This is a genomic window from Heyndrickxia oleronia (assembly GCF_017809215.1).
In the GTDB taxonomy this organism is placed as follows: domain Bacteria; phylum Bacillota; class Bacilli; order Bacillales; family Bacillaceae_C; genus Heyndrickxia; species Heyndrickxia oleronia.
Genome location: NZ_CP065424.1, coordinates 3,502,249 through 3,522,798, shown reverse-complemented (window position 1 = coordinate 3,522,798; position 20,550 = coordinate 3,502,249). Strand labels below are relative to the sequence as shown.

At 34.7% G+C, this 20,550-nt stretch carries 17 protein-coding genes; 10 read left to right on the top strand and 7 right to left on the bottom strand.

All coding sequences use genetic code 11. The features are described from left to right. Positions 1-174: 174 nt before the first annotated feature. From I5818_RS17570 to addA, 5 genes are all read left to right on the top strand, one after another. A complete protein-coding gene (locus tag I5818_RS17570) occupies positions 175-792 on the top strand; it encodes a TVP38/TMEM64 family protein (protein ID WP_058004770.1) in 618 nt (205 codons plus the stop codon). Between the two features lie 345 nt (positions 793-1,137). Then, positions 1,138-1,878 carry a 3-oxoacyl-ACP reductase FabG gene (fabG, locus tag I5818_RS17565; RefSeq protein ID WP_078109861.1) on the top strand — a complete coding sequence of 247 codons (741 nt, stop codon included), beginning with the start codon at positions 1,138-1,140 and terminating at the stop codon, positions 1,876-1,878. Positions 1,879-2,153: 275 nt separating this feature from the next. After that, the gene (locus I5818_RS17560; protein WP_058004772.1) at positions 2,154-2,942 is read left to right on the top strand and encodes a TIGR00266 family protein; all 789 of its coding nucleotides are present in this window, start codon (positions 2,154-2,156) and stop codon (positions 2,940-2,942) included. Positions 2,943-3,084: 142 nt separating this feature from the next. Next, a complete protein-coding gene (addB, locus tag I5818_RS17555; RefSeq protein ID WP_078109860.1) occupies positions 3,085-6,591 on the top strand; it encodes a helicase-exonuclease AddAB subunit AddB in 3,507 nt (1,168 codons plus the stop codon). After that, the gene (gene addA, locus I5818_RS17550) at positions 6,569-10,339 is read left to right on the top strand and encodes a helicase-exonuclease AddAB subunit AddA (RefSeq protein ID WP_078109859.1); all 3,771 of its coding nucleotides are present in this window, start codon (positions 6,569-6,571) and stop codon (positions 10,337-10,339) included. Before addB ends, addA begins: the two co-directional genes overlap by 23 nt. 32 nt (positions 10,340-10,371) lie before the next feature. Here the strand turns inward: addA and I5818_RS17545 are convergent, their stop codons facing one another. From I5818_RS17545 to I5818_RS17520, 6 genes are all read right to left on the bottom strand, one after another. Beyond that, positions 10,372-10,593 carry a spore germination protein gene (locus I5818_RS17545; protein WP_058004775.1) on the bottom strand — a complete coding sequence of 74 codons (222 nt, stop codon included), beginning with the start codon at positions 10,591-10,593 and terminating at the stop codon, positions 10,372-10,374. Between the two features lie 110 nt (positions 10,594-10,703). Beyond that, positions 10,704-11,144: a spore germination protein GerPE gene (locus tag I5818_RS17540; RefSeq protein ID WP_235813359.1), complete on the bottom strand. Its 441-nt coding sequence runs from the start codon at positions 11,142-11,144 to the stop codon at positions 10,704-10,706. Then, positions 11,113-11,289, bottom strand: coding sequence for a hypothetical protein (locus tag I5818_RS17535; RefSeq protein WP_058004776.1), 177 nt, complete (start codon positions 11,287-11,289; stop codon positions 11,113-11,115). The genes I5818_RS17540 and I5818_RS17535 overlap by 32 nt, the downstream gene beginning before the upstream one ends. After that, the gene (gerPC, locus tag I5818_RS17530; protein WP_058004777.1) at positions 11,279-11,893 is read right to left on the bottom strand and encodes a spore germination protein GerPC; all 615 of its coding nucleotides are present in this window, start codon (positions 11,891-11,893) and stop codon (positions 11,279-11,281) included. The genes I5818_RS17535 and gerPC overlap by 11 nt, the downstream gene beginning before the upstream one ends. Positions 11,894-11,948: 55 nt before the next feature. Next, positions 11,949-12,164 (bottom strand): spore germination protein GerPB, encoded by a 216-nt coding sequence (locus I5818_RS17525; protein WP_058004778.1) that lies wholly within the window; start codon positions 12,162-12,164, stop codon positions 11,949-11,951. Between the two features lie 13 nt (positions 12,165-12,177). Further along, on the bottom strand, positions 12,178-12,399 hold the full coding sequence (locus I5818_RS17520) for a spore germination protein (protein WP_058004779.1): 222 nt from the start codon (positions 12,397-12,399) through the stop codon (positions 12,178-12,180). 220 nt (positions 12,400-12,619) lie between these two features. On the opposite strand from I5818_RS17520, the gene I5818_RS17515 reads away from it, so the two are divergent. The 4 genes from I5818_RS17515 to I5818_RS17500 all read left to right on the top strand — a co-directional run bounded on the left by I5818_RS17515 (position 12,620) and on the right by I5818_RS17500 (position 18,184). Then, positions 12,620-13,780, top strand: coding sequence for a DUF418 domain-containing protein (locus I5818_RS17515; RefSeq protein WP_235813360.1), 1,161 nt, complete (start codon positions 12,620-12,622; stop codon positions 13,778-13,780). Between the two features lie 20 nt (positions 13,781-13,800). Next, positions 13,801-14,691, top strand: coding sequence for a fumarylacetoacetate hydrolase family protein (locus I5818_RS17510; RefSeq protein WP_058004781.1), 891 nt, complete (start codon positions 13,801-13,803; stop codon positions 14,689-14,691). Between the two features lie 75 nt (positions 14,692-14,766). Further along, positions 14,767-15,141, top strand: a complete 375-nt coding sequence (locus tag I5818_RS17505) for a YisL family protein (RefSeq protein ID WP_071976839.1) — start codon at positions 14,767-14,769, stop codon at positions 15,139-15,141. Between the two features lie 130 nt (positions 15,142-15,271). Next, positions 15,272-18,184 carry a bifunctional diguanylate cyclase/phosphodiesterase gene (locus tag I5818_RS17500; RefSeq protein ID WP_078109858.1) on the top strand — a complete coding sequence of 971 codons (2,913 nt, stop codon included), beginning with the start codon at positions 15,272-15,274 and terminating at the stop codon, positions 18,182-18,184. 22 nt (positions 18,185-18,206) lie between these two features. On the opposite strand, the gene I5818_RS17495 is transcribed toward I5818_RS17500, so the two are convergent. After that, complete coding sequence (locus tag I5818_RS17495; RefSeq protein ID WP_078109857.1) at positions 18,207-18,770, bottom strand: DUF2777 family protein; 564 nt, start codon at positions 18,768-18,770, stop codon at positions 18,207-18,209. Positions 18,771-19,010: 240 nt separating this feature from the next. Here I5818_RS17495 and I5818_RS17490 point away from each other — a divergent pair, with 240 nt between their 5' ends. Further along, entirely contained in the window at positions 19,011-20,498 is a 1,488-nt protein-coding gene (locus I5818_RS17490) for an alpha-amylase family glycosyl hydrolase (RefSeq protein WP_078110107.1), read from the top strand. The last annotated feature ends 52 nt before the right edge of the window (positions 20,499-20,550 follow it).

The following is a 20,550-nucleotide window of genomic DNA, read 5'->3' as shown; positions in this document are numbered from 1 at the left end:
CGGGAGAAAAGTAAGATATTTTGCAAAGAAAAAATGTATGATTTATCTTTTAAGAGTATCTAAATAGTATTCGTATGATGAATTAACTAGCTATAGAATTATAAACCTATCTTATTTTATGCTATACTAAAGGAAATTTCTATTTAGTGGGCTTTTTAGGATAGGGGAAACAAGATGGATATTCACGCTTTTAAAGAATGGTTTACCATTGAAAATATGATGAATTTAATCGATCAATATCGTTCCTTTGGACCTTTACCTGGGATTTTATTACTTATATTAGAAGCCTTTTTACCGTTTCTACCACTAGTAATCATCGTATTGGCCAATGCTAATGCTTTTGGACTATGGTATGGTTTTCTAATTTCCTGGGCGGGTGCTAGTGGCGGTGCTATTTTAGTTTTTTTGGTTATCCGTAGATTTGGTAATACGCGTATACTCTCTTTTCTACGTAAAAATCGTCAAGTGAAAAAAATTACCCATTGGCTCGAGGCTCATGGATTTAGCCCTATATTTTTACTCTTATGTTTTCCATTTACACCTTCAGCGGTTGTGAATATTGTTGCGGGTCTCTCAAAAATTAATATTTTTCAATATATCCTAGCGGTTGTTGCCGGAAAAATGGTAATGATCTTTATCGTCAGTTTCGTTGGATATGATTTGGTCTCTCTCATCAAGAACCCTTTAAAAACAGTAGGTGTCTTTCTAATAATTTTAGTCCTTTGGTTTATTGGAAAACGAATCGAGGCAAGACTAGCAAAAAAAATGGAAAAAAAAGAACAAAGAGGGTAAGTAACTATACATAGCATATTTATTGAAGGGCTCCTAAGGGGGCCTTTTTATTTTAATTGGAGTAAATGATGGAGGACATAGGAAAAAACACTAGGTTTGTCGAATACAAATATTTGTAAACATTCAAGCTCTTTTCTTAAACATTGTTTCTATTTATGTAAATCTTCAACAAATATCTATTCATTTCACTAAGAAAAGAGTTACAAACTTCATAAGAATTGCTGAATCTTTTAGTGGGGATAAAAGCCGGTAGTTGGGCTTTTACAAAAGCAACAAGCTATAAGAAAACAGTCTAAATTCATGATTTACGGGTTTGAAATTTTTTAGGTTAAAGGGGGACTTTATATGAGGTTAAAAGATAAAGTAGCAATTATAACTGGGGCAGCCAATGGAATTGGATTTGCGGCTGCTAAACGTTTTGCCGAAGAAGGAGCAAAGGTAGTAATTGCAGATTTCAATGAAGCAGAAGGTGTTATGAGGCAGACAGAGTTAAATGAAGAAGGCTATGATGTTATATTTGTTCAGGTTGATGTATCTAATAAAGATAGTGTGGGGATGATGGTAGAACAAGTAGTAAGTACATTTGGGACAGTCGATATTCTTATTAATAATGCAGGGATTACTAGAGATGCGATGCTAACAAAAATGAAGCAAGAAGATTTTCAACAAGTTCTTGATGTGAATTTAACAGGAGTCTTTAACTGTACACAAGCTGTAGCGCCCTTCATGATCGATCAGGGGAAGGGAAAAATAGTGAGTACATCCTCTGTTAGCGGTGTCTATGGGAATGTTGGGCAAACCAATTATGCAGCAGCAAAGGCAGCTATTATTGGAATGACTAAAACATGGGCAAAAGAATTAGGAAGAAAAGGAATTAATGTAAATGCTGTGGCACCCGGCTTTACAGAAACGAATATGGTGGCTACAGTACCTGAGAAAGTAGTTGAAGCAATGAAAGCTTCTATTCCAATGCAAAGATTAGGAAAACCCGAAGACATCGCCAATGCTTATTTATATTTAGCCTCGAATGAATCGGACTACGTAAACGGTATTGTTCTCCATGTAGATGGCGGGATTATGATGTAAAAAACAAAAAGATGACTGAATGGGACCAATTCCACGGTCCCATTTTTAGTTTAAATTCAATAAAAGGATGTTTTGTATAGTTCTGTTGCTTTTGTAAAAGCCCTACTGACTGAAGAAAAGAAGGCTAATAAAAGAAGTGTTTGATGAAAATACAATCAAAGAGGGTAAGTATCGCCTAAAATAGTATTAATAGATTATTTTTTATATAGCCGAAAGTCTTTTCTTTTAATAAAATACATATATAGATTTGCACCCTATTTAATGGAGGAAAAACGATGAATAATCATGAAATTGATTACAAAATTTATGGCGATGATATGCAGTTTGTTGAGGTAGAGCTAGATCCTCAAGAAACTGTAGTAGCTGAAGCAGGAAGTTTAATGATGATGGAAGATAATATTCATATGGAAACTATCTTTGGGGACGGCTCTTCTGGTGGTAGTGGATTTATGGGTAAGATTTTTAGTGCTGGAAAAAGAATGTTGACTGGTGAAAGTCTATTTATGACAACCTTTACTAACGAAGGAATGGAGAAAAAACATGTGTCCTTTGCTTCACCCTATCCAGGCAAAATTATCCCAATGGATTTAAGTGAATTAGGAGGGAAAATCATCTGTCAAAAGGATGCATTTTTAGCAGCAGCAAAGGGTGTTTCAGTAGGGATCGAATTCCAACGTAAAATTGGAACTGGCTTCTTTGGTGGAGAAGGATTTATTATGCAAAAACTTGAAGGTGATGGATTAGCGTTTGTTCACGCAGGAGGAACGATACATAGAAAAGATTTAGCACCTGGGGAGACACTTCGTGTGGATACGGGATGCTTAGTAGCAATGACTCAAGAAGTCGATTATAGTATCGAGTTTGTTAAAGGGGTAAAAACTGCATTATTTGGAGGAGAAGGGTTGTTTTTTGCAACATTGAGGGGGCCAGGTTCCGTATGGGTCCAATCACTGCCATTTAGTCGACTTGCTAGTAGAGTATTTGCTGCAATGCCTGCAGCTGGCGGTTCAAAAGATGAAGGAAGTATTGCAAAAGGTTTATTTAATCTTTTTGATGGGGATTGAGGTAATAGTAGTGTAAGATGAAGGTCAATGGTTCATATCATTGACCTTTTTCAATTTAATCGTTAACCAAATTTTTTCATCCGTAGTAATGTGGAAATTATATTATAATAGAAGTATATGAAGGTAGGTAGGAGATGAAATTATGTCTGTTCGTTTTGTCATTGGTCGTTCAGGTTCGGGAAAAACAAAGTTGATAACGGATGAAATACGCACAAAATTAAAGCAGGACCCAAATGGCACACCCATTATTTACTTAGTACCAGATCAAATGACTTTTTTATCTGAATATAGCTTTATCAAGACCCCAGGGTTAGCTGGAATGATACGTGCACAAGTATTCAGTTTTACCCGCCTTGCCTGGAGAATATTACAAGAGACGGGCGGCATCAGTCGTTTACATATTACGACTGAAGGTTTAAATATGCTCATTCGAAAAATTATTGAAGATAAAAAGGATGAATTTAAATTATTTGGACAAGCTGCAGATAAAACTGGATTCGTCCACCACGTCGAAAAAATGATTACGGAATTTAAACGTTATTGTATTCAGCCTAATGAGATTGAACTGAAACTAAAAGAATTAGAGAATCGCAACGATGAGAAAGTATTATCGGATAAGCTTCATGATTTATCATTGATTTATCGCGATTTTGAGGAACAATTAGTAAATAAATATATAGATTCGGAAGACTATTTGAAATTACTTGCTACATCTATTCAAGCTTCTTCTTATCTACAAGCAGCGGAAATATATATTGATGGGTTTCATAGTTTTACCCCACAAGAATATTTGGTCATTCAGCAATTGATGAAAACCTGTAAGCGAGTTTCGATTGCTTTAACATTGGATCAGCCTTTTAAAGAAGTTCCACCCGATGACCTTCACTTATTTCGGATGCCGGGTGAGACCTATAATATATTATTTACAATGGCTAAAGAAGATGGAATCAACATTGAGGAAACATTCCAATTACGTGACACCATTCGATTTGCACATGACAGTTTAGATTCATTAGAAGAGCATTTCGATCAAATCCCTGTCCATGCCTATCGTGGTTTACCACAAATTGAATTAAATCAAGCAGGGAACAGAAGAGCAGAGGTTGAAGCGGTTGCCCGTGAGATTCGTACACTTATAATGGATCACGGATATCGTTATGCAGATATTGCAATTCTGGTGAGAAATGGAAATGACTATCAAGAAATAGTAGAAACATGTTTCTTTGATTACGAGATTCCGTATTATATTGATCAAAAGCGATCAATGCTTCATCACCCATTAATTGAGTTTATACGTTCAACCTTTGAAATTATTAATAATTATTGGCGATATGAACCTGTATTTCGTGCAGTGAAAACGGAACTACTCTTTCCTTTACAAATGGAAAATGGAAGATTACGAGAAAGAATGGATCAGCTAGAAAATTATGTCTTAGCTTATGGGATACAAGGCTCTAAATGGACGAGCAAAGAACGTTGGGGCTATCGAAGATTTCGCGGATTAGAAAATATGTCTGTTCCTCAAACAGATAAAGAAAAAGAAATAGAGTCTGACATTAATGAGCTTCGGTCTATGATTACTGGACCAATAAACCGTTTGGCTCGTCGATTGAATAAAGCGGAAGTAGGATTTGAATACTGTGAAAGTCTTTTTTTATTTTTAGAGGAATTAGACATTCCAGCAAAGCTTGAGAATCTGAGAAATAAAGCGGAAAACCGAGGGGATCTAGTTTCTGCAAGAGAACATGATCAGGCATGGAATGCTGTCATGGAATTACTCGATCAATTTGTTGAAGTTCTAGGTGAGGAGAAACTATCATTAAAAAAATTTGCGACAATATTAGATGCTGGTATTGAAGCAATGAAATTCTCCATTGTTCCACCAGCGATAGATCAAGTCATTATTGCTAATCTTGAGTTATCGCGATTGTCAGACGTTAAAGCAGCATTTGTCATTGGTTTAAATGACGGAATACTTCCTGCGAAAATTAATGAAGAGGGCGTATTAGCAGACTCTGATCGCGAGAAGCTATTGGATAGCGGGATAAAGATAGCGCCAAGTAGCAGAATGAAATTATTAGATGAAGAATTTATTGCTTATAAGGCATTGACTACTCCATCTGAGAAACTATATCTATCCTATCCAATTGCAAATGAAGAAGGGAAAGCTCTGTTAGCTTCTCCATATATTAAAAGAATAAAAGAGATGTTTCCTAATCTAGTAGAGAAGCTGACGGTGAATGATCCATCTGAGTTAATGGATGAAGAGCAACTGGATTATATTTCACATCCGAATCGTGCAATTGGGTATTTAACGAACCAGCTCCAATTAAAAATGAGAAAGTATCCAATGGCTGATTTTTGGTGGGATGTTTATCATTACTATATCGAAAATCCGTATGAGAAGCAGCGTGCATTGCATGTTATTTCAAGCCTTTTTTATCAAAATCAGGCAAAGCAATTATCTGAAGAAATTAGTCAAGATTTATATGGAGACACAATATTAGCAAGTGTTTCTAGAATGGAGTTATTCCATGCATGTCCTTTTTCCCATTTTGCCACTCATGGTTTAAAGCTCCAGGAACGAGAAATATTTAAGCTTGAAGCGCCGAATATTGGTGACTTGTTCCATGGTGCACTAAAATGGATTGCAGAAGAACTTCAGAAAAAAGGAATATCCTGGGCAAACTTAACTCAAGAACAATGTGGTCATTTAGCGAAAGAGGCAGTCGCCTTTTTAGCTCCAATGCTGCAACATCAAATATTATTAAGTTCTAATCGTCATCACTATATTAAAAGAAAGCTAGAGCAAGTTATAGGAAGGGCGTCTCAAATATTAAGTGAACATGCCAAAGTTAGTGGCTTTGCACCTATAGGGCTCGAATTAGGCTTCGGACCGAAAGCATTCTTACCACCATTAACCTTTACACTGAAAAACGGGACTAAAATGGAGCTGCAAGGTAGGATTGATCGTGTAGATAAAGCACAGGACAATCATGGAGTGTATTTACGTGTGATTGACTATAAATCTAGTGCGAGGGAATTAGATTTAACAGAAGTATATTATGGTTTGGCACTACAAATGTTAACTTATTTGGATATAGTAGTGACTCATTCACAGAACTTAATTGGTACAAAGGGCGTGCCCGCAGGCGTTTTATATTTTCATTTACACAATCCTATTGTTAAAAGTAATCGAATTTTAACACTGGATGAAATAGATGAAGAAATCTTTAAAAGTTTTAAAATGAAAGGTCTACTTGTAGACGACGCGAATGTAATTAAACTAATGGATCAGACATTAGAAAGTGGAAAATCAAAAATTGTATCAGCGGAAATTAAAAAAGACGGTACATTATCTTCACGTTCACAGGTAGCTAGTGAAGAAGATTTTAAACTTATGAGTCAGTATGTAAGAAGGCTTTATAAGAAATCGGGAAATGACATTTCATCAGGCATGGTAGATATTGCGCCGTATAAATTCAAAAAGCGAACGCCTTGTGAGTACTGTGCTTTTAAATCAGTTTGTCAGTTTGATCAATCACTGGAAAGTAATGATTATCGAGTATTAAATTCTAGAAACAAAGAAGATGTCTTAGCAAGAATGAGAGAGGAGGTTATCACGAATGAAAACAGCCATACCATCTAAGCCTCAAGAAGCAACTTGGACTGATGATCAATGGAAAGCAATTATGGCAAAGGATCAAGATATTTTAGTAGCTGCGGCAGCAGGTTCTGGAAAGACGGCCGTTTTAGTAGAAAGAATCATAAAAAAAATAGTTGCGATGGAAAATCCGATTGATGTGGATGAAATATTAGTTGTTACTTTTACGAATGCTTCTGCTGCTGAAATGAGGCATAGAATTGGTGCTGCACTAGAGAAAGCGATTAGTGAACAGCCACATTCGACTCGATTAAGACGGCAATTAACCCTTTTAAATAAAGCTTCTATCTCAACTTTGCATTCTTTTTGTTTAGAGGTCATAAGAAAATATTATTATTTAATTGATATTGACCCTAGTTTTCGTTTGGCTGATTCAACAGAGGCAGACCTTTTAAGGGATGAAGTGCTAGATGAGTTATTTGAGGATGAATACGGCAAGGAGAATAATGATTCATTTTTTAGATTGGTCGATACATTTACCAATGATCGAAGTGATGCAGGCTTACAGGACTTAATTCAAAAGCTATATGAATTCTCTAGATCTCATCCTAATCCGGACAGCTGGTTAGATGAAATTATTGATTTGTACAGGGTAGATGAGTCAACTACGATAGACGACCTTCCATTTATAGATGTGCTGCTTTTTGATATTAAACTAACATTACAAGGTGCAAAGGAAATGTTAGAGGAGGCACTAAATCTTAGCAAAGTACCTGGTGGACCGGCTCCTAGAGCAGAGAATTATTTAGATGATATAGCAATCGTTGATCGATTACTGCAAGCAAGTGAAGGTTCCTGGCAGGATCTATATCAGGAGATGAATGCTTGGGCATTTACTCGTGCGAAAAGCTGTCGGGGAGATGAATTTGACAAAGATCTTGTTAAAAATGCAGATGATTTAAGGAAGTCAGCTAAGACAGCTTTAGAAAAACTGAAAGATGAGCTTTTTCAAAGAAAACCAGAATCATTTCTAAAAGATATAGGTGAAATGAAGGATACGATTGTAACATTAATAGAATTGACTAAAACATTTTCCATACGCTTTAATCAGATGAAAATGGAAAAAGGAATAGTGGATTTTTCTGATTTAGAGCATTATTGTTTAGCAATCCTTGCTGGTGACTCTTCAGTAAGTGGAGAAATACAACCGTCTGTTGCTGCTAACAATTATCGTAGACAATTTAAAGAGGTCCTTGTGGATGAATATCAGGATACAAATATGGTTCAAGAGACCATTTTAAAACTTGTAACAGCAGATGGGGAGTATGATGGGAATCTGTTTATGGTTGGTGATGTAAAGCAATCGATCTATCGTTTTCGTTTGGCAGAACCAAATCTTTTCTTAAATAAATATCATCGATTTCGTGCAGACGGCGACGGAACTGGATTACGTATTGATTTATCACAAAATTTCCGTAGTAGATTTGAAGTGCTAGCAGGAACAAATTATATCTTTAAACAAATCATGGGTACAAATGTTGGTGAGATTGAGTATGATAAGCAAGCAGAACTAGTAAAAGGTGCTGCTTATCCTGAAGAGGAGAGCTATCCTATTGAGTTCGTTATGATTAATCAGGAGGACGCTAGTGATGAAAGTGACGAAACTGAAATGGATCAAGAGCATGATGAGTTCGATAAAGCGGATTTAGAACAATCACAATTAGAAGCTCGGTATATGGCAAGAAGGATAAAGCGATTAATTAAGGAGAAAGTACCAATCTTTAATCCGAAAACAGGAGCGTATCGTCCGATCCAATATAGTGATATTGTCATTTTATTGCGGTCCATGCCTTGGGCACCTGAAATAATGGAACAATTTAAGCATGAAGGAATACCTATTTATGCAAATCTTTCTACCGGTTATTTCGATGCAACAGAGATTGCCATAATGCTTTCTTTATTAAAAATTATTGATAATCCGCATCAAGATATTCCAATAGCCTCTGTATTGAGGTCACCTATTTTGGGATTAGATGAAGAGGAGTTATCAATGATTCGAATTGAATCGAAGAGCGGAACATTTTATGAAGCAGTGAAAAATTTTATATTGTCCACACCAACAATTGAAAATGGTGAACTCCACGAAAAACTTAGCCGTTTTATAGAAAAATTAAATGAGTGGAGAAGTATGGCGCGAACTGGTTCCCTATCAGAATTAATTTGGCAAGTATATCGTGATACACATTTTTATGATTTTGTTGGAGGATTACCAGGAGGGAAACAGCGTCAAGCAAATCTACGTGCATTTTATGATCGGGCTCGACAATACGAAACAACTTCCTTTCGGGGATTATTCCGTTTTTTACGATTCATTGAAAAAATGCAGGATCGAGGAGATGACTTAGGTACTGCCAGGGCACTTAGTGAACAAGAAGATGTTGTAAAGCTTATGACAATCCATTCGAGTAAAGGTTTAGAATTCCCGGTTGTATTCATTGCAGGATTATCAAAAAAGTTCAATATGATGGATATTCATCATTCTTATTTATTTGATAAGGAATTTGGTTTTGCTACAAAATATGTAAATCCAGAAAAAAGAATCACTTACCCATCTTTGCCGCAATTAGCCTTAAAACGCAAGAAAAAGCTAGAAACTATTTCTGAGGAAATGCGTGTTTTATATGTTGCCTTAACACGGGCGAAGGAAAAGCTGATTTTAGTAGGTTCGGTAAAAAATACAGAGAAAACAATAAAAAAATGGAGTAAATCTTTAGAGCATCAAGACTGGCTATTAAAAGATAGCATTCGAGCTAAAGCTACTTCCTATTTAGATTGGATTGGGCCAGCACTCATTCGGCATAAACATGGTAATTCACTCATACCTGATGAACTAAAAGTAAAGCCGGTATTAATAGAAGAGATTACTGATCACCCCTCTCATTGGAAAATCGAGCTAGTCGAAAAAAATAGTCTCATAGAGCATGCTGATCAAACAATTGAAACGACTGATGTTTGGATGGACAAGGTGAAGGCGGGAAAACCGATAGCGATACAATCTGAACACAAAATAGACATATTTGAACGCCTTACGTATCAATATCCGTATCAAGCTTCAACAATCAAGCGCTCAAAACAATCTGTTTCCGAGCTGAAACGTTTGTATGAAATGCGTGATGAGGCTGCTAGTATTGATCTTATTCATAATAGTAGTATGAAGCCAATTTTTAATCGACCACGGTTTATGAGACAAAAGTCAATTTCACCTGCAGAACGAGGGACTGCGATGCATTTGGTCATGCAGCATCTATCATTGGAACAAGCCCCAACGATAGAAACCATTGAACAACTGCTCGTACATTTAGAAGCAAAGGAATTATTGACTACCGAACAAATTGCAGTCATTGATTCGGCACAAATTCTATCGCTTTTTTCAACAGATATTGGACAAAAGATGTTAACAGCAAAAAGAGTTCAAAGAGAAGTCCCATTTAGTATGGCCGTCTCTGCAAAGGAATTGTACGGAAATGAACGATTAGATAGCGACATGATTTTAATCCAAGGGATTATTGACTGTATGATCGAAGTCGATGAGGGAATCATCCTTCTAGACTATAAAACAGATGGAATATATGATCGCTATAAAGAAGGATTTGAAGAGGCAAAATCGATATTAGAAAAAAGATATCGAACTCAAATTGACTTATATGAACAAGCTATTACACAAATCATACAAAAAGAAGTAATAGGTAAATATCTATATTTCTTTGATGGTGGTCATCTATTAAAAATGTAGGAACAGGATTAAACTGTTCCTATTTTTTTTATTTAATTATTTCCAGCAATAGGCTGATCGATTAGATTTGCATCAAAGGTTGTATTCAAACTAAATCCATTATTAACCATAAATAAGGCTCCTGTATTTACTGCCCCAGAACCATTTGTAGTTTTCGCACTGGTTTTTGGGGAAATAATCGCTGTATCTCCGAAATGTACGACACCATTACCTTCAACATTAATAATTTGTGTAGCCCCAACTAAGGCAGGCATGGTCAACATCCTTTTCTAGTAAAGTATTTTTATAGGCTCTTAAAAACTTTCTTGGTTTCTTCGTATAGATTTATAGCTTATCGTAATTAACTATTGAAGAACTATACATATTACCGCTGTACACTCTCTGAAGGTTTCCTAGATTTTTCTTCTAACTGTCGAGTATGATGAACCCTTGATTCCAGATAGACCTTTTTTGTACTACCAATATGGAAAATAGCGCTTGTAGATAAACCGATTATTCTCACATGGGAAACATGAATATTTGGATTGGCATTATATCGATTAAAACGGAGTGCTTCGGAAATTGGTGGGATCGGAATAGGCTCCTTGAAATTTGCGAAATTTTCATAATCAGCTTCATATCCATAATAAATTTGTTTTTCCCTTTGGACCGCAAATACTCTATTATATGCATTGAGAAAGGTAGAGTCTCCAATATGGACATTAGAAGCATAGAAGATATCATTAATTTTTACATCATCTACAAAAGAATTTCTTTGCGCCATATTCATATTATTAATCAGGAACAAATGGAGTAAACGGTCCAATAATTAGAGATTCCGCCGGTGTATCAAAGGTTGCTGCTTGCTGAATGGTTTCTGCATCACCAATAAGGAAAAGTGAGGAACTCGCTATCCCGATTACACGTATGTTACCTACATTAATTTCTCGATTGACTACATTAAGCTCCATTCTGCTCATCTCCGTTCATATTATTTGGTAATTTCGAAATAAACATATATACTGCTTGATCAATGTCTGCTTTCAATCTTGCAAATACTTGGTTTAATAACTCTTCTTGAGTCACATTTCCATGATTTTCCCCCGCAAGAATGTTAATGAAATAATCAACCCGCTGTGGTAGCTGTTTTTGAAGATCCTCTATGATAAAATCTCGATATTTCGTATCCAATCGATAGCCTAATTGTTGTTCAGTATCATGGATTACTGAGTTGACATCTTTACTAATGTATTGCCCTAATCGACCTAAAAGGTTTTGTTTAAAAGCAGGATTCGTAATAAAATTCGGTTGCATTTGGGGAGTAGGAATTTCCATATCCTCGATATTATTTAAATCCGCGGGATTTATCCCGATATTTAATGTACCATCAAGTTTTTCGATTTTTAGTTGATCAAATTTATATTCTAAACGCTCCACATTGATAGGAGGCTTATCCTTAAGCGCATCAATTTCCTTCGATAATTTGTTAATCATTTTTTCAAATTGGGATAGTTTTTTTTGTTGATATTGAATATATTGATATAATTTTTGAATATGACCATTATAATCAATCATAAATAAAACCTCCCCTTTTGTTGTTGATTGTGTATCATATGATGATTAACGTTGATTAATCATTTCTAAAAGGAACGACAATTGGCGGGAATTCTTCAGCCCCTTGCGCAGTTCCAATTACTGGAGCGGGTTCAGTAAAGCATCCAGTATCATACAAATAGGAAGCTGGCTTAATGATTCCGGCCGTACCAATCTGGAATACAGAGGAATTAGAAATACCCCCGATTTTAATCATCCTTATTTGAATCGTTTGTTGAATATAAACCTTCATATAATCACACCTATTACAAATTAAAATTATTTCCCTGATCAATTCCATCATTATCGAAAGTATTTGTTGCAGATTGATGATTTCTAATGGTTAAAGTCTCTCCCGTGTTAAAAGATCCCGCGCCTGCAAAGGTTTTTGCTGTTGATATGGGAGTCAATTGAAAAACATCACCGATATGAAAAACACCGCTCGAACCAATATTCATGATTTGAACGGCACCAACAAAGCCTGGCATAACCGTTCACATCCTTTTGACCAAGATTCCCAAATGAGGAATCATATCTCTTTAGCAGAATTCTGAAAAAGCCTAAAATACATGATTACATGAATATCATATGAGGAAATAAAAGATGTGTGATTCATTCGCCTAATTGGATAAGTCATTGTACAATGAAATTAGATCGTTATTTTTTATCTTTTAAAATTAATAAATGTTTAGGGGGACAGACAGTCAAGTGCAGCCAATTCAAAGTAATGAAAGAATTTCTTCTTTAGATGTATTAAGAGGATTTAGCTTACTAGGTATCTTTTTTGTAAATATGATCTCGTTCGAATCACCAATCCTATATTACGACCCACAGGGGTGGTGGCAGGGAACAGACAAGTCTTTATTCTCCTGGATTGAAGTACTAGTTCAATCTAGCTTTTATCCGATATTTGCTATGCTATTTGGATATGGATTAGTGATCTTGAGGGAAAGATGCGAACAAAAAGGTATTTCATTTAATAAATTAGGTGTTCGCAGACTTTTGCTATTAGTCGTAATTGGAGCCATTCACGCCTTTTTTATTTGGTCTGGAGATATCTTACTGAATTATGCAATATTCGGATTGATTTTAATGCTTATATTAAATTGGTCTGGAAAAACATTGATCTATTCTGGATTAGCTTTATTTTTGATTCCTAACCTGCTATTTAGTTTATTATTAATGCTTCTTGCGATGACTTCACCACATGATATTAGCACATATGCAGATATGGCAGGTATTACTGATTCAGTAAAAAACTACGGTTCAGGTACATATATTGAAATTACAGCACAGCGTTTTCATGATTGGTATATGGTGAATGGGCCAGAAAATATTATTTTTATCCTATTTTCTATCATTCCATTAATGATGATTGGGGCAGGTGCAGCGAAGCTTAAATGGCTTCAAACGAAAATAGATAAGAAGAAGTGGCTTGTTTTATTAATTCTTTCAGCAATCATTGGCTTATTTTTAAAGCTATTACCCGTAGTTATTGATTCTAACCTTGCATATAAATTTATACAGCAATCATTAGGAGGAACGATTTTAAGCCTAGCTTACATTTCACTTATCATTCTTTTATTAACAAATAAATATTTTAGTAAACTCTTCAAACCTTTTGCTACGGCTGGTCGAATGTCATTAACAATTTATTTAACTCAATCAATAGTAGGTACATTGATTTTTTATCATTATGGATTGGGTTTATATACTAAGCTGACACTAGGAACAAGTATGCTGCTCGCTATATTAATCTATATCATACAGGTAGTACTAGCAGAGCTATGGTTTATTAAGTTTAAATATGGACCTGTTGAAAAAGTATGGCGTTTACTAACTTATGGAAAAGCTATAAAATCAAAATAAATGGATCAAGGGGTGAGAAAATGAAATTTTTAAGTTTTAAGATTAATGGAACAGAGCAATATGGGGTATTTGATGATCAATCTAATGAAATAATGAATCTTGCCTTGTTGGCAAAAAAAGATGGTACCTTACCTTTAACACTAATAGAGGGAATTAAGCAGGGAGATTCCTTTATTAGCTCAGTTAACCAAACAATAGAGAACTTGGGCAATGATAGAAATACATATCTAGTCAATAAGGATATGATCGAATGGCTTTCACCAATTCCACATCCAATAAAAAATATTATGTGTGTAGGCAAGAATTATCGTGAACACGCAATTGAAATGGGAAGTGAAGCAGACATTCCTGAGCATGTAATGGTATTTACAAAGGCAACAACAACAGTCACAGGGCATTTAACTACGATACAAGCCCATTCAGAGATTACGAATCAACTAGACTATGAAGGGGAATTAGCTGTGGTTATCGGCAAAAAAGGGAAAAATATTTCAGAAGAAGAAGCATTGCAATATGTTTTTGGCTATACCATTCTAAATGATATTACTGCAAGGGATTTACAAAGTAGACATAAGCAGTTTTTTATTGGAAAAAGTTTAGATACATCTTGTCCAATTGGACCATGGATTGTTCATCATTCGGCTATTTCTAGTCCCAATGATTTAACAATTACAACGAAAGTCAATGATGAAATTCGTCAAAATTCAAATACAAAACATTTTATTTTTTCCATTGAAACCATTATTTCTACTTTATCCAAAGGGATGACATTAGAACCAGGAGACATCATTGCTACAGGAACACCTTCTGGAGTAGGGAAAGGATTCAATCCACCTAAATTTTTGAAAAAGAACGATCGAATTGATATTAGTATCGAGGGGATTGGAACTTTGACAAATAAAGTACAATAGAATACAGGATATATCTTCAATACTCTTCTTATGATAAGATGTTTGAAGCACATAAAACTTTAGGAGGTTAAATAAATGTATACAACACATGCACATGTTACGACATGGGTCATTGCAATCATCTTGTTTGTCATTGCATTTGCACTTTATAAAAGTGGAAATACAAAAGGCTCTAAGATTGTTCACATGATTCTAAGATTATTTTACATATTAGTCATTATCACAGGTGGAATTCTATTCTTTAAATTCCAGTCAACATTTGGTCCTGCACTATACGGAATGAAATTATTAGGTGGTTTACTTGTCATTGGAATGATGGAAATGATTTTAACTCGTATTAAGAAAGGAAAAGGCACAGGTCTTTTCTGGTTATTATTCATCATTTTCTTCGTAGCTGTTCTATATCTAGGATTTGTTAAACTACGTATGGGATTACATCCATTTGGATAATAGAAAGCGTCATTAGCTGAAAAGCGATGACGCTTTTTTATTTTGGTCTTAGTGACAGTAGGAAGTTTATCCTGTAAAATAAGTGTAAAGATAACCAAAATTTCGACAATTAAGGTGGTGGATTGACACCATGGCAACGTCATTTCAACTAATTTATGAAAATGAAGGGCAATTAATAAAGTTTATTAATGATCATGAGTTAGCACAATATCCAACTTTATTGATACAAGCCTATGTTTCACAAATGGAAGGTCAGGAATTGGACACATTACGAAATACTCTCTTAAAGCATCTTCCGAAAGCAAAATTGATTGGTGGCAATTCCCGTGGAGAAATTATAGATGGTCGGGTTTCAGAGAGAAAGCCAATCCTCACCTTTACTGTTTTTGATAAAACGAATATTCATTCCAATTTATTTACTATCCAAGAAGATACGAATGGGTTTCAGCTTGGACAAACGATTGTGAAAGAACTAGTAAACTCTGAAACAAAGGTATTAATTGTACTCGCAAGTCACCATTATTCTCTTCTAAATGACGTTCTATCAGGTATTTATGAATGGAGTCCAGACATTCATATTGTAGGAGGGGTAATGGCAGAAGAGGCTAGCCATCATTCTTTTATAGTGACACAGCAGGGGATAACTAGTCATGGGATAGCTGTTGCTTCATTAGATAATCAGAACCTTTATGTAAAAACAATGGTTAATGCTGACTGGCAGGAGATTGGAAGTACATTTACTGTTACAAAATCAAAAAATCAACGAATATATGAAATTGATGGGAAAAAGCCAGTACAAGTATTAAAGACTTATTTGGGACAAGGATTTATTAACCGATTGCCATATTCCGGCTTGGAATTTCCGTTACTGATTCATAGAAATGGGAAGAAAAAGGAATTTTTTATTAAAAGAATCGTAGATTTTGGTGGAATCCAGGTAAGTGACCCTATTTTTGAGGGGGAAGAAATAACATTCGCTATTCCAAATATTGAGAGCCAAGTAAATTCATCTATTAAACAACTAAAGAACTTAAAGTTGCAGAAAATTGATTCTGTGTTTGTTTTCCATAGTATCACACGAATGAAAGGGATTGAGGGATTAACACAATTTGAGTTAAAATCCTTAGCTATGAATGCGCCGGTTAGTGGGGTTTTTTGTAATGGAGAAATTGCCAAGCGGCAAGGAGGATTTCCACAAATATTTTCTCATTCAATGTCCTATCTAGCCTTTTCCGAAGCTAAGGAAAAAAGCAAAATGGTACCAGATCTTCATTACCATATGCCTGATTATGCTCATACATTCGTCACTCTATCAAATTTAATCAATGCTTCGTCACAAGATATTAAGGCTCTAAATAATGAGATGAAAATATCAGAAGAACAATATCGTTCATTATTTAATAATAATACAGATATGATTTATTCTACAGACTTAAGAGGGAATTTTACTAGTATGAACCCTGTTTTTCTTAAAAACTTAGGATATGCACAAGAAGAGTTGTTAGGAAAATCTGCGTTAAAATTAGTTCAAGAGGCAGATGTAAATCGAATCAAAAGACATTTTCATCGAACAATTGATGGTAAACCTCAGTATTATGACATTGAAATATATACGAAGAATGGCAAAGCTTCGTATTATCATATAAAAAATATCCCGATAACTGTGAATAATGAATGTGTAGGGATATATGGAATTGGAAGAGACATAACAGAGAACTTGGAATTTGAAAGGAAAATCACACAATTAGCTAATTATGATGAGGAAACAGGGTTACCTAATCGTAATAAATTTAAAGAAATTATTGATCGGATGTTAGAGAGAGCTAAAAAGAAAAAACGGACTTTAGCTGTTCTGTTTGTTGATTTTAATCGGTTTAATATGATTAATGATGCACTTGGACATGATGCTGGCGATCTGTTTTTAAAGGAAATGGCAGTAAGAATAAAAAATTGTCTTTTAACAGGGGCTTATGTAGGAAGATTTGGAAGTGATAAATTCACTATTTTATTAACGAAAAATTCAAGCCCTGAATATGTCACTAGTATGTGTAAATTATTATTAGAAGCCATACAATTACCTTTCAAATTTCAAGATAAGGAGTTCTTTATAACAGCGAGCATTGGAGTTAGTATGTATCCTTATGACGGATATGATAGTGATATATTAATGAAGAATGCTGATATTGCCTTAAATCGAGCAAAGCTCCAAGGCGGGAATGAATGGATTTTCTTTTCTGATGAAATGAATGATGAAACCATTAAACGTTTAGAGCTGGAAAGTGATCTACGGCGTGCTTTGAAAAATAATGAATTATACCTTTTGTACCAGCCAATCGTTGAAAAGGGGACTAGAAAGCTGATAACTTGTGAAGCGCTAATCCGTTGGCAGCATCCTCAAAGAGGAATAGTTCCACCTTTAGAGTTTATTCCAATAGCCGAAGAAACGGGTTTAATCCATTCAATTGGGAAATGGGTATTGAAAACGGCTTGTAAACAGGTTGTAGATTGGCATAATGAAGGATTAACTGATGTAAGTATATCAATAAATGTTTCTGCTTTTCAATTTCAAAACCGATGGTTTATTGAAGAGGTAAAGAATGCACTAGCATATTCAGGACTGCATCCTAACTATCTTCATCTAGAATTAACAGAAACAGTCATGCTAAATGATTCACAAAAAACAATAGAAGTCATGAAAGCACTTACGAATATTGGTGTGAAAATTTCGATTGATGATTTTGGAACTGGTTATTCTTCCTTGAGCTATTTGAAAAATTTGCCGATCCATATTTTAAAGATCGATCGTTCATTTATTCAGAATTTAGATGTAAATACTCCTGATTTTGCCATTGTAAAATCAATTATGACAATGGGACACGGGCTCGGCTTACAAGTTACAGCAGAAGGAATTGAAACAACGCAGCAGCTAGAAATTTTAGAAGGAATGAATTGTGATTTTTTACAAGGCTACTTTATTGAAAAACCGTTATTCCCTGATCAATTAAAGGAATGGTTGAATCATCAACATAGCATAATGATATAAATAAACGGAGCTTAGGCTCCGTTTATTTTAACATTTTATCAATAACCACTCTTTTACCTGTACTCAAAGTGAATTCAAATCGATCTTGTTTTTCATTTTCATAAATAAAATGGTGTTGAACCGCAACAACAGATTCTTCATTATCAAAAATAAGAATATTTACCCCTTGTTTTTTATCAAGATTATCTAAAAATGAAAGATGATTATGACAAAAAATACAATCATAAATGGAAAAATCCAATGTGTTTAGCGTGGAAAGAAACTGTAAAAATACATCATCATCAAACTCATCCAATAACATTTGCAGTGAAAAAACGATCTGCTTTCTCATTCTTACCTTCATTTTATCCAATAGAAAAATCGTTTCATTTTTATGATTGAGACGACCATCTTCTTCTAATATTCCTTTAATCCATTTATGCTGAAAATAGATTTCAATTTCTTGATCGATATAGTGTTCAAGCATCATCGCTTCATCAGTCTCATAATCAAAAAATACCCATTGATCATTAATATTCTCAATCACCCCTTCTAAAAAGGCCCTTGATTGATGCTCTATAAGCTGCATTCTTTGTAATTGTCCCATCAAATAAACCTCCAATATTCAATCGTCTATCATCGTTTTGGACAATCAACGGGAAATTCATACAGTCTTTACGTAATAAAAATTAAATTATTCCGGACTACTTCTATTGCAGTAGACAAAGATGTGTCATATAAAATTCAAATTTGTAGGCTATTTTTCTTTTAATTTCACTGTATTAGTTTGACGTTAGATTCTAGAAAGGATAATCTTAATTCGAGGAATTATTTAGGAGGATATTTTATGCTTAAAAAGGTTTTAGCATTCTGCTTTACTCTGCTTCTTCTTTTTTATTCAGTACCAGTTCATGCGGCGGGTGTAGAAGAGCAAGATTGGCAGGATCAAATGATATATTATTTAATCGTTGATCGATTTAATAATGGGGATTCTAGTAATGATAAAAACGTAAATGCATTGAACCCATTAGGGTATCAAGGTGGTGACTTTCAAGGAATTATCGACAAATTAGATTACCTGGAGGATCTAGGTTTTACAACTGTCATGCTTTCACCCATTTTCGATAATGATGATAAAGGGTACGATGGTTCACGAATTAAAGACTATTATAAGACAGAAGAGCATTTTGGTTCATTAAAATCATTTAAGAAGCTAGTTAAAGAAGTACATAATCGTGATATGAAAATAATAATTGATTTTCCAACTTATCAAGTAAGCCCGGAAAATTCACTTGTCCAAGATTCGGCTAAAAAGGACTGGTTTAATGGAACAACAAAAGATCAATTGCCTGTATTGAATCAGGAAAATTCTCAAGTGAAACAGTATTTAATTGATGCAGCTAAATGGTGGGTTAATCAAACAGATATAGATGGATATTTTCTAAGTGACGCTGATCATTTTCCGGAATCATTTTGGAAGGAATTCTCTTCAACTGTAAAATCAAAAAAGAGTGATTTATATTTACTGGGAGAAGTTAGTTCAAATTCGTTAATTAAAAATCATGAAAAAGCAGGCTTTGACGGAATGATGGATCATAACTTAAATCAACCGATGCGTGATGCTTTTTCCAATATTAATCAGCCAATTAAGCCAGTACTTGATATCATAAATCAACATAAAGAAACATATAAAAATGCAAATTTGATCGGTGCTTTTTATGATAATCCAAATATGAAGCGATATACACGGGATATGGTTAATAATAATCTTTTTCCTGGTACAAGATGGAAGCTGGCATTGACCTATTTATATACACAGCCTGAAATACCAATCGTTTATTATGGAACAGAGATTGCTGTCGATGGTGGTAATGCTCCAGAAAATCGCCAAATGATGAATTTTCGCGCGGATAAAGAATTAATCGATTACATGACAATGATTGGGGAAATTCGTCAGATGCAACCAGCCCTTAGAAGGGGAACGATGAAAACCATTTATGATAAAGATGGAATGGTGGTTTTTAAAAGAGAATACAAAGGCAAAATCAATATTGTTGCAATCAATAATACGGATAAAACTCAAATAGTCAACATTTCGCAAGATAAATTACAAGATAATAAGGAATTAAGAGGATTAATTAGTGGGGGAATTGAAAGAGAAGATAATGGTGTTTTCAAGCTTGCATTAGACAGGGAAACATCCGAAATCTACAATGTTGTAGAGAAAACAGGTATTAACTACGTAATGATTGCCGTCCTTGTTGCTATCTGGGTCGCATTTATACTATTTGTCGTTACTGTCCGTAAACGCGGAAAGAACAAAAAAGTACAATAAAAAATGAAAAGATAGGGTTGGTATTAAAATGAGCATCCCTATCTTTTCATTT

Coding starts and splice junctions, on each gene's coding strand:
- I5818_RS17545 (WP_058004775.1), bottom strand. CDS start 10,593: ATGCCTGCCTTAGTTGGGGCTACACAAATTATTAATGTTGAAGGTAAT.
- I5818_RS17520 (WP_058004779.1), bottom strand. CDS start 12,399: ATGCCAGGCTTTGTTGGTGCCGTTCAAATCATGAATATTGGTTCGAGC.
- I5818_RS17510 (WP_058004781.1), top strand. CDS start 13,801: ATGAAATTTTTAAGTTTTAAGATTAATGGAACAGAGCAATATGGGGTA.
- I5818_RS17490 (WP_078110107.1), top strand. CDS start 19,011: ATGCTTAAAAAGGTTTTAGCATTCTGCTTTACTCTGCTTCTTCTTTTT.
- gerPC (WP_058004777.1), bottom strand. CDS start 11,893: ATGATTGATTATAATGGTCATATTCAAAAATTATATCAATATATTCAA.
- I5818_RS17570 (WP_058004770.1), top strand. CDS start 175: ATGGATATTCACGCTTTTAAAGAATGGTTTACCATTGAAAATATGATG.
- I5818_RS17525 (WP_058004778.1), bottom strand. CDS start 12,164: ATGAAGGTTTATATTCAACAAACGATTCAAATAAGGATGATTAAAATC.
- addB (WP_078109860.1), top strand. CDS start 3,085: ATGTCTGTTCGTTTTGTCATTGGTCGTTCAGGTTCGGGAAAAACAAAG.
- I5818_RS17505 (WP_071976839.1), top strand. CDS start 14,767: ATGTATACAACACATGCACATGTTACGACATGGGTCATTGCAATCATC.
- I5818_RS17535 (WP_058004776.1), bottom strand. CDS start 11,289: ATGGAGCTTAATGTAGTCAATCGAGAAATTAATGTAGGTAACATACGT.
- I5818_RS17500 (WP_078109858.1), top strand. CDS start 15,272: ATGGCAACGTCATTTCAACTAATTTATGAAAATGAAGGGCAATTAATA.
- I5818_RS17560 (WP_058004772.1), top strand. CDS start 2,154: ATGAATAATCATGAAATTGATTACAAAATTTATGGCGATGATATGCAG.
- fabG (WP_078109861.1), top strand. CDS start 1,138: ATGAGGTTAAAAGATAAAGTAGCAATTATAACTGGGGCAGCCAATGGA.
- I5818_RS17495 (WP_078109857.1), bottom strand. CDS start 18,770: ATGGGACAATTACAAAGAATGCAGCTTATAGAGCATCAATCAAGGGCC.
- addA (WP_078109859.1), top strand. CDS start 6,569: ATGAAAACAGCCATACCATCTAAGCCTCAAGAAGCAACTTGGACTGAT.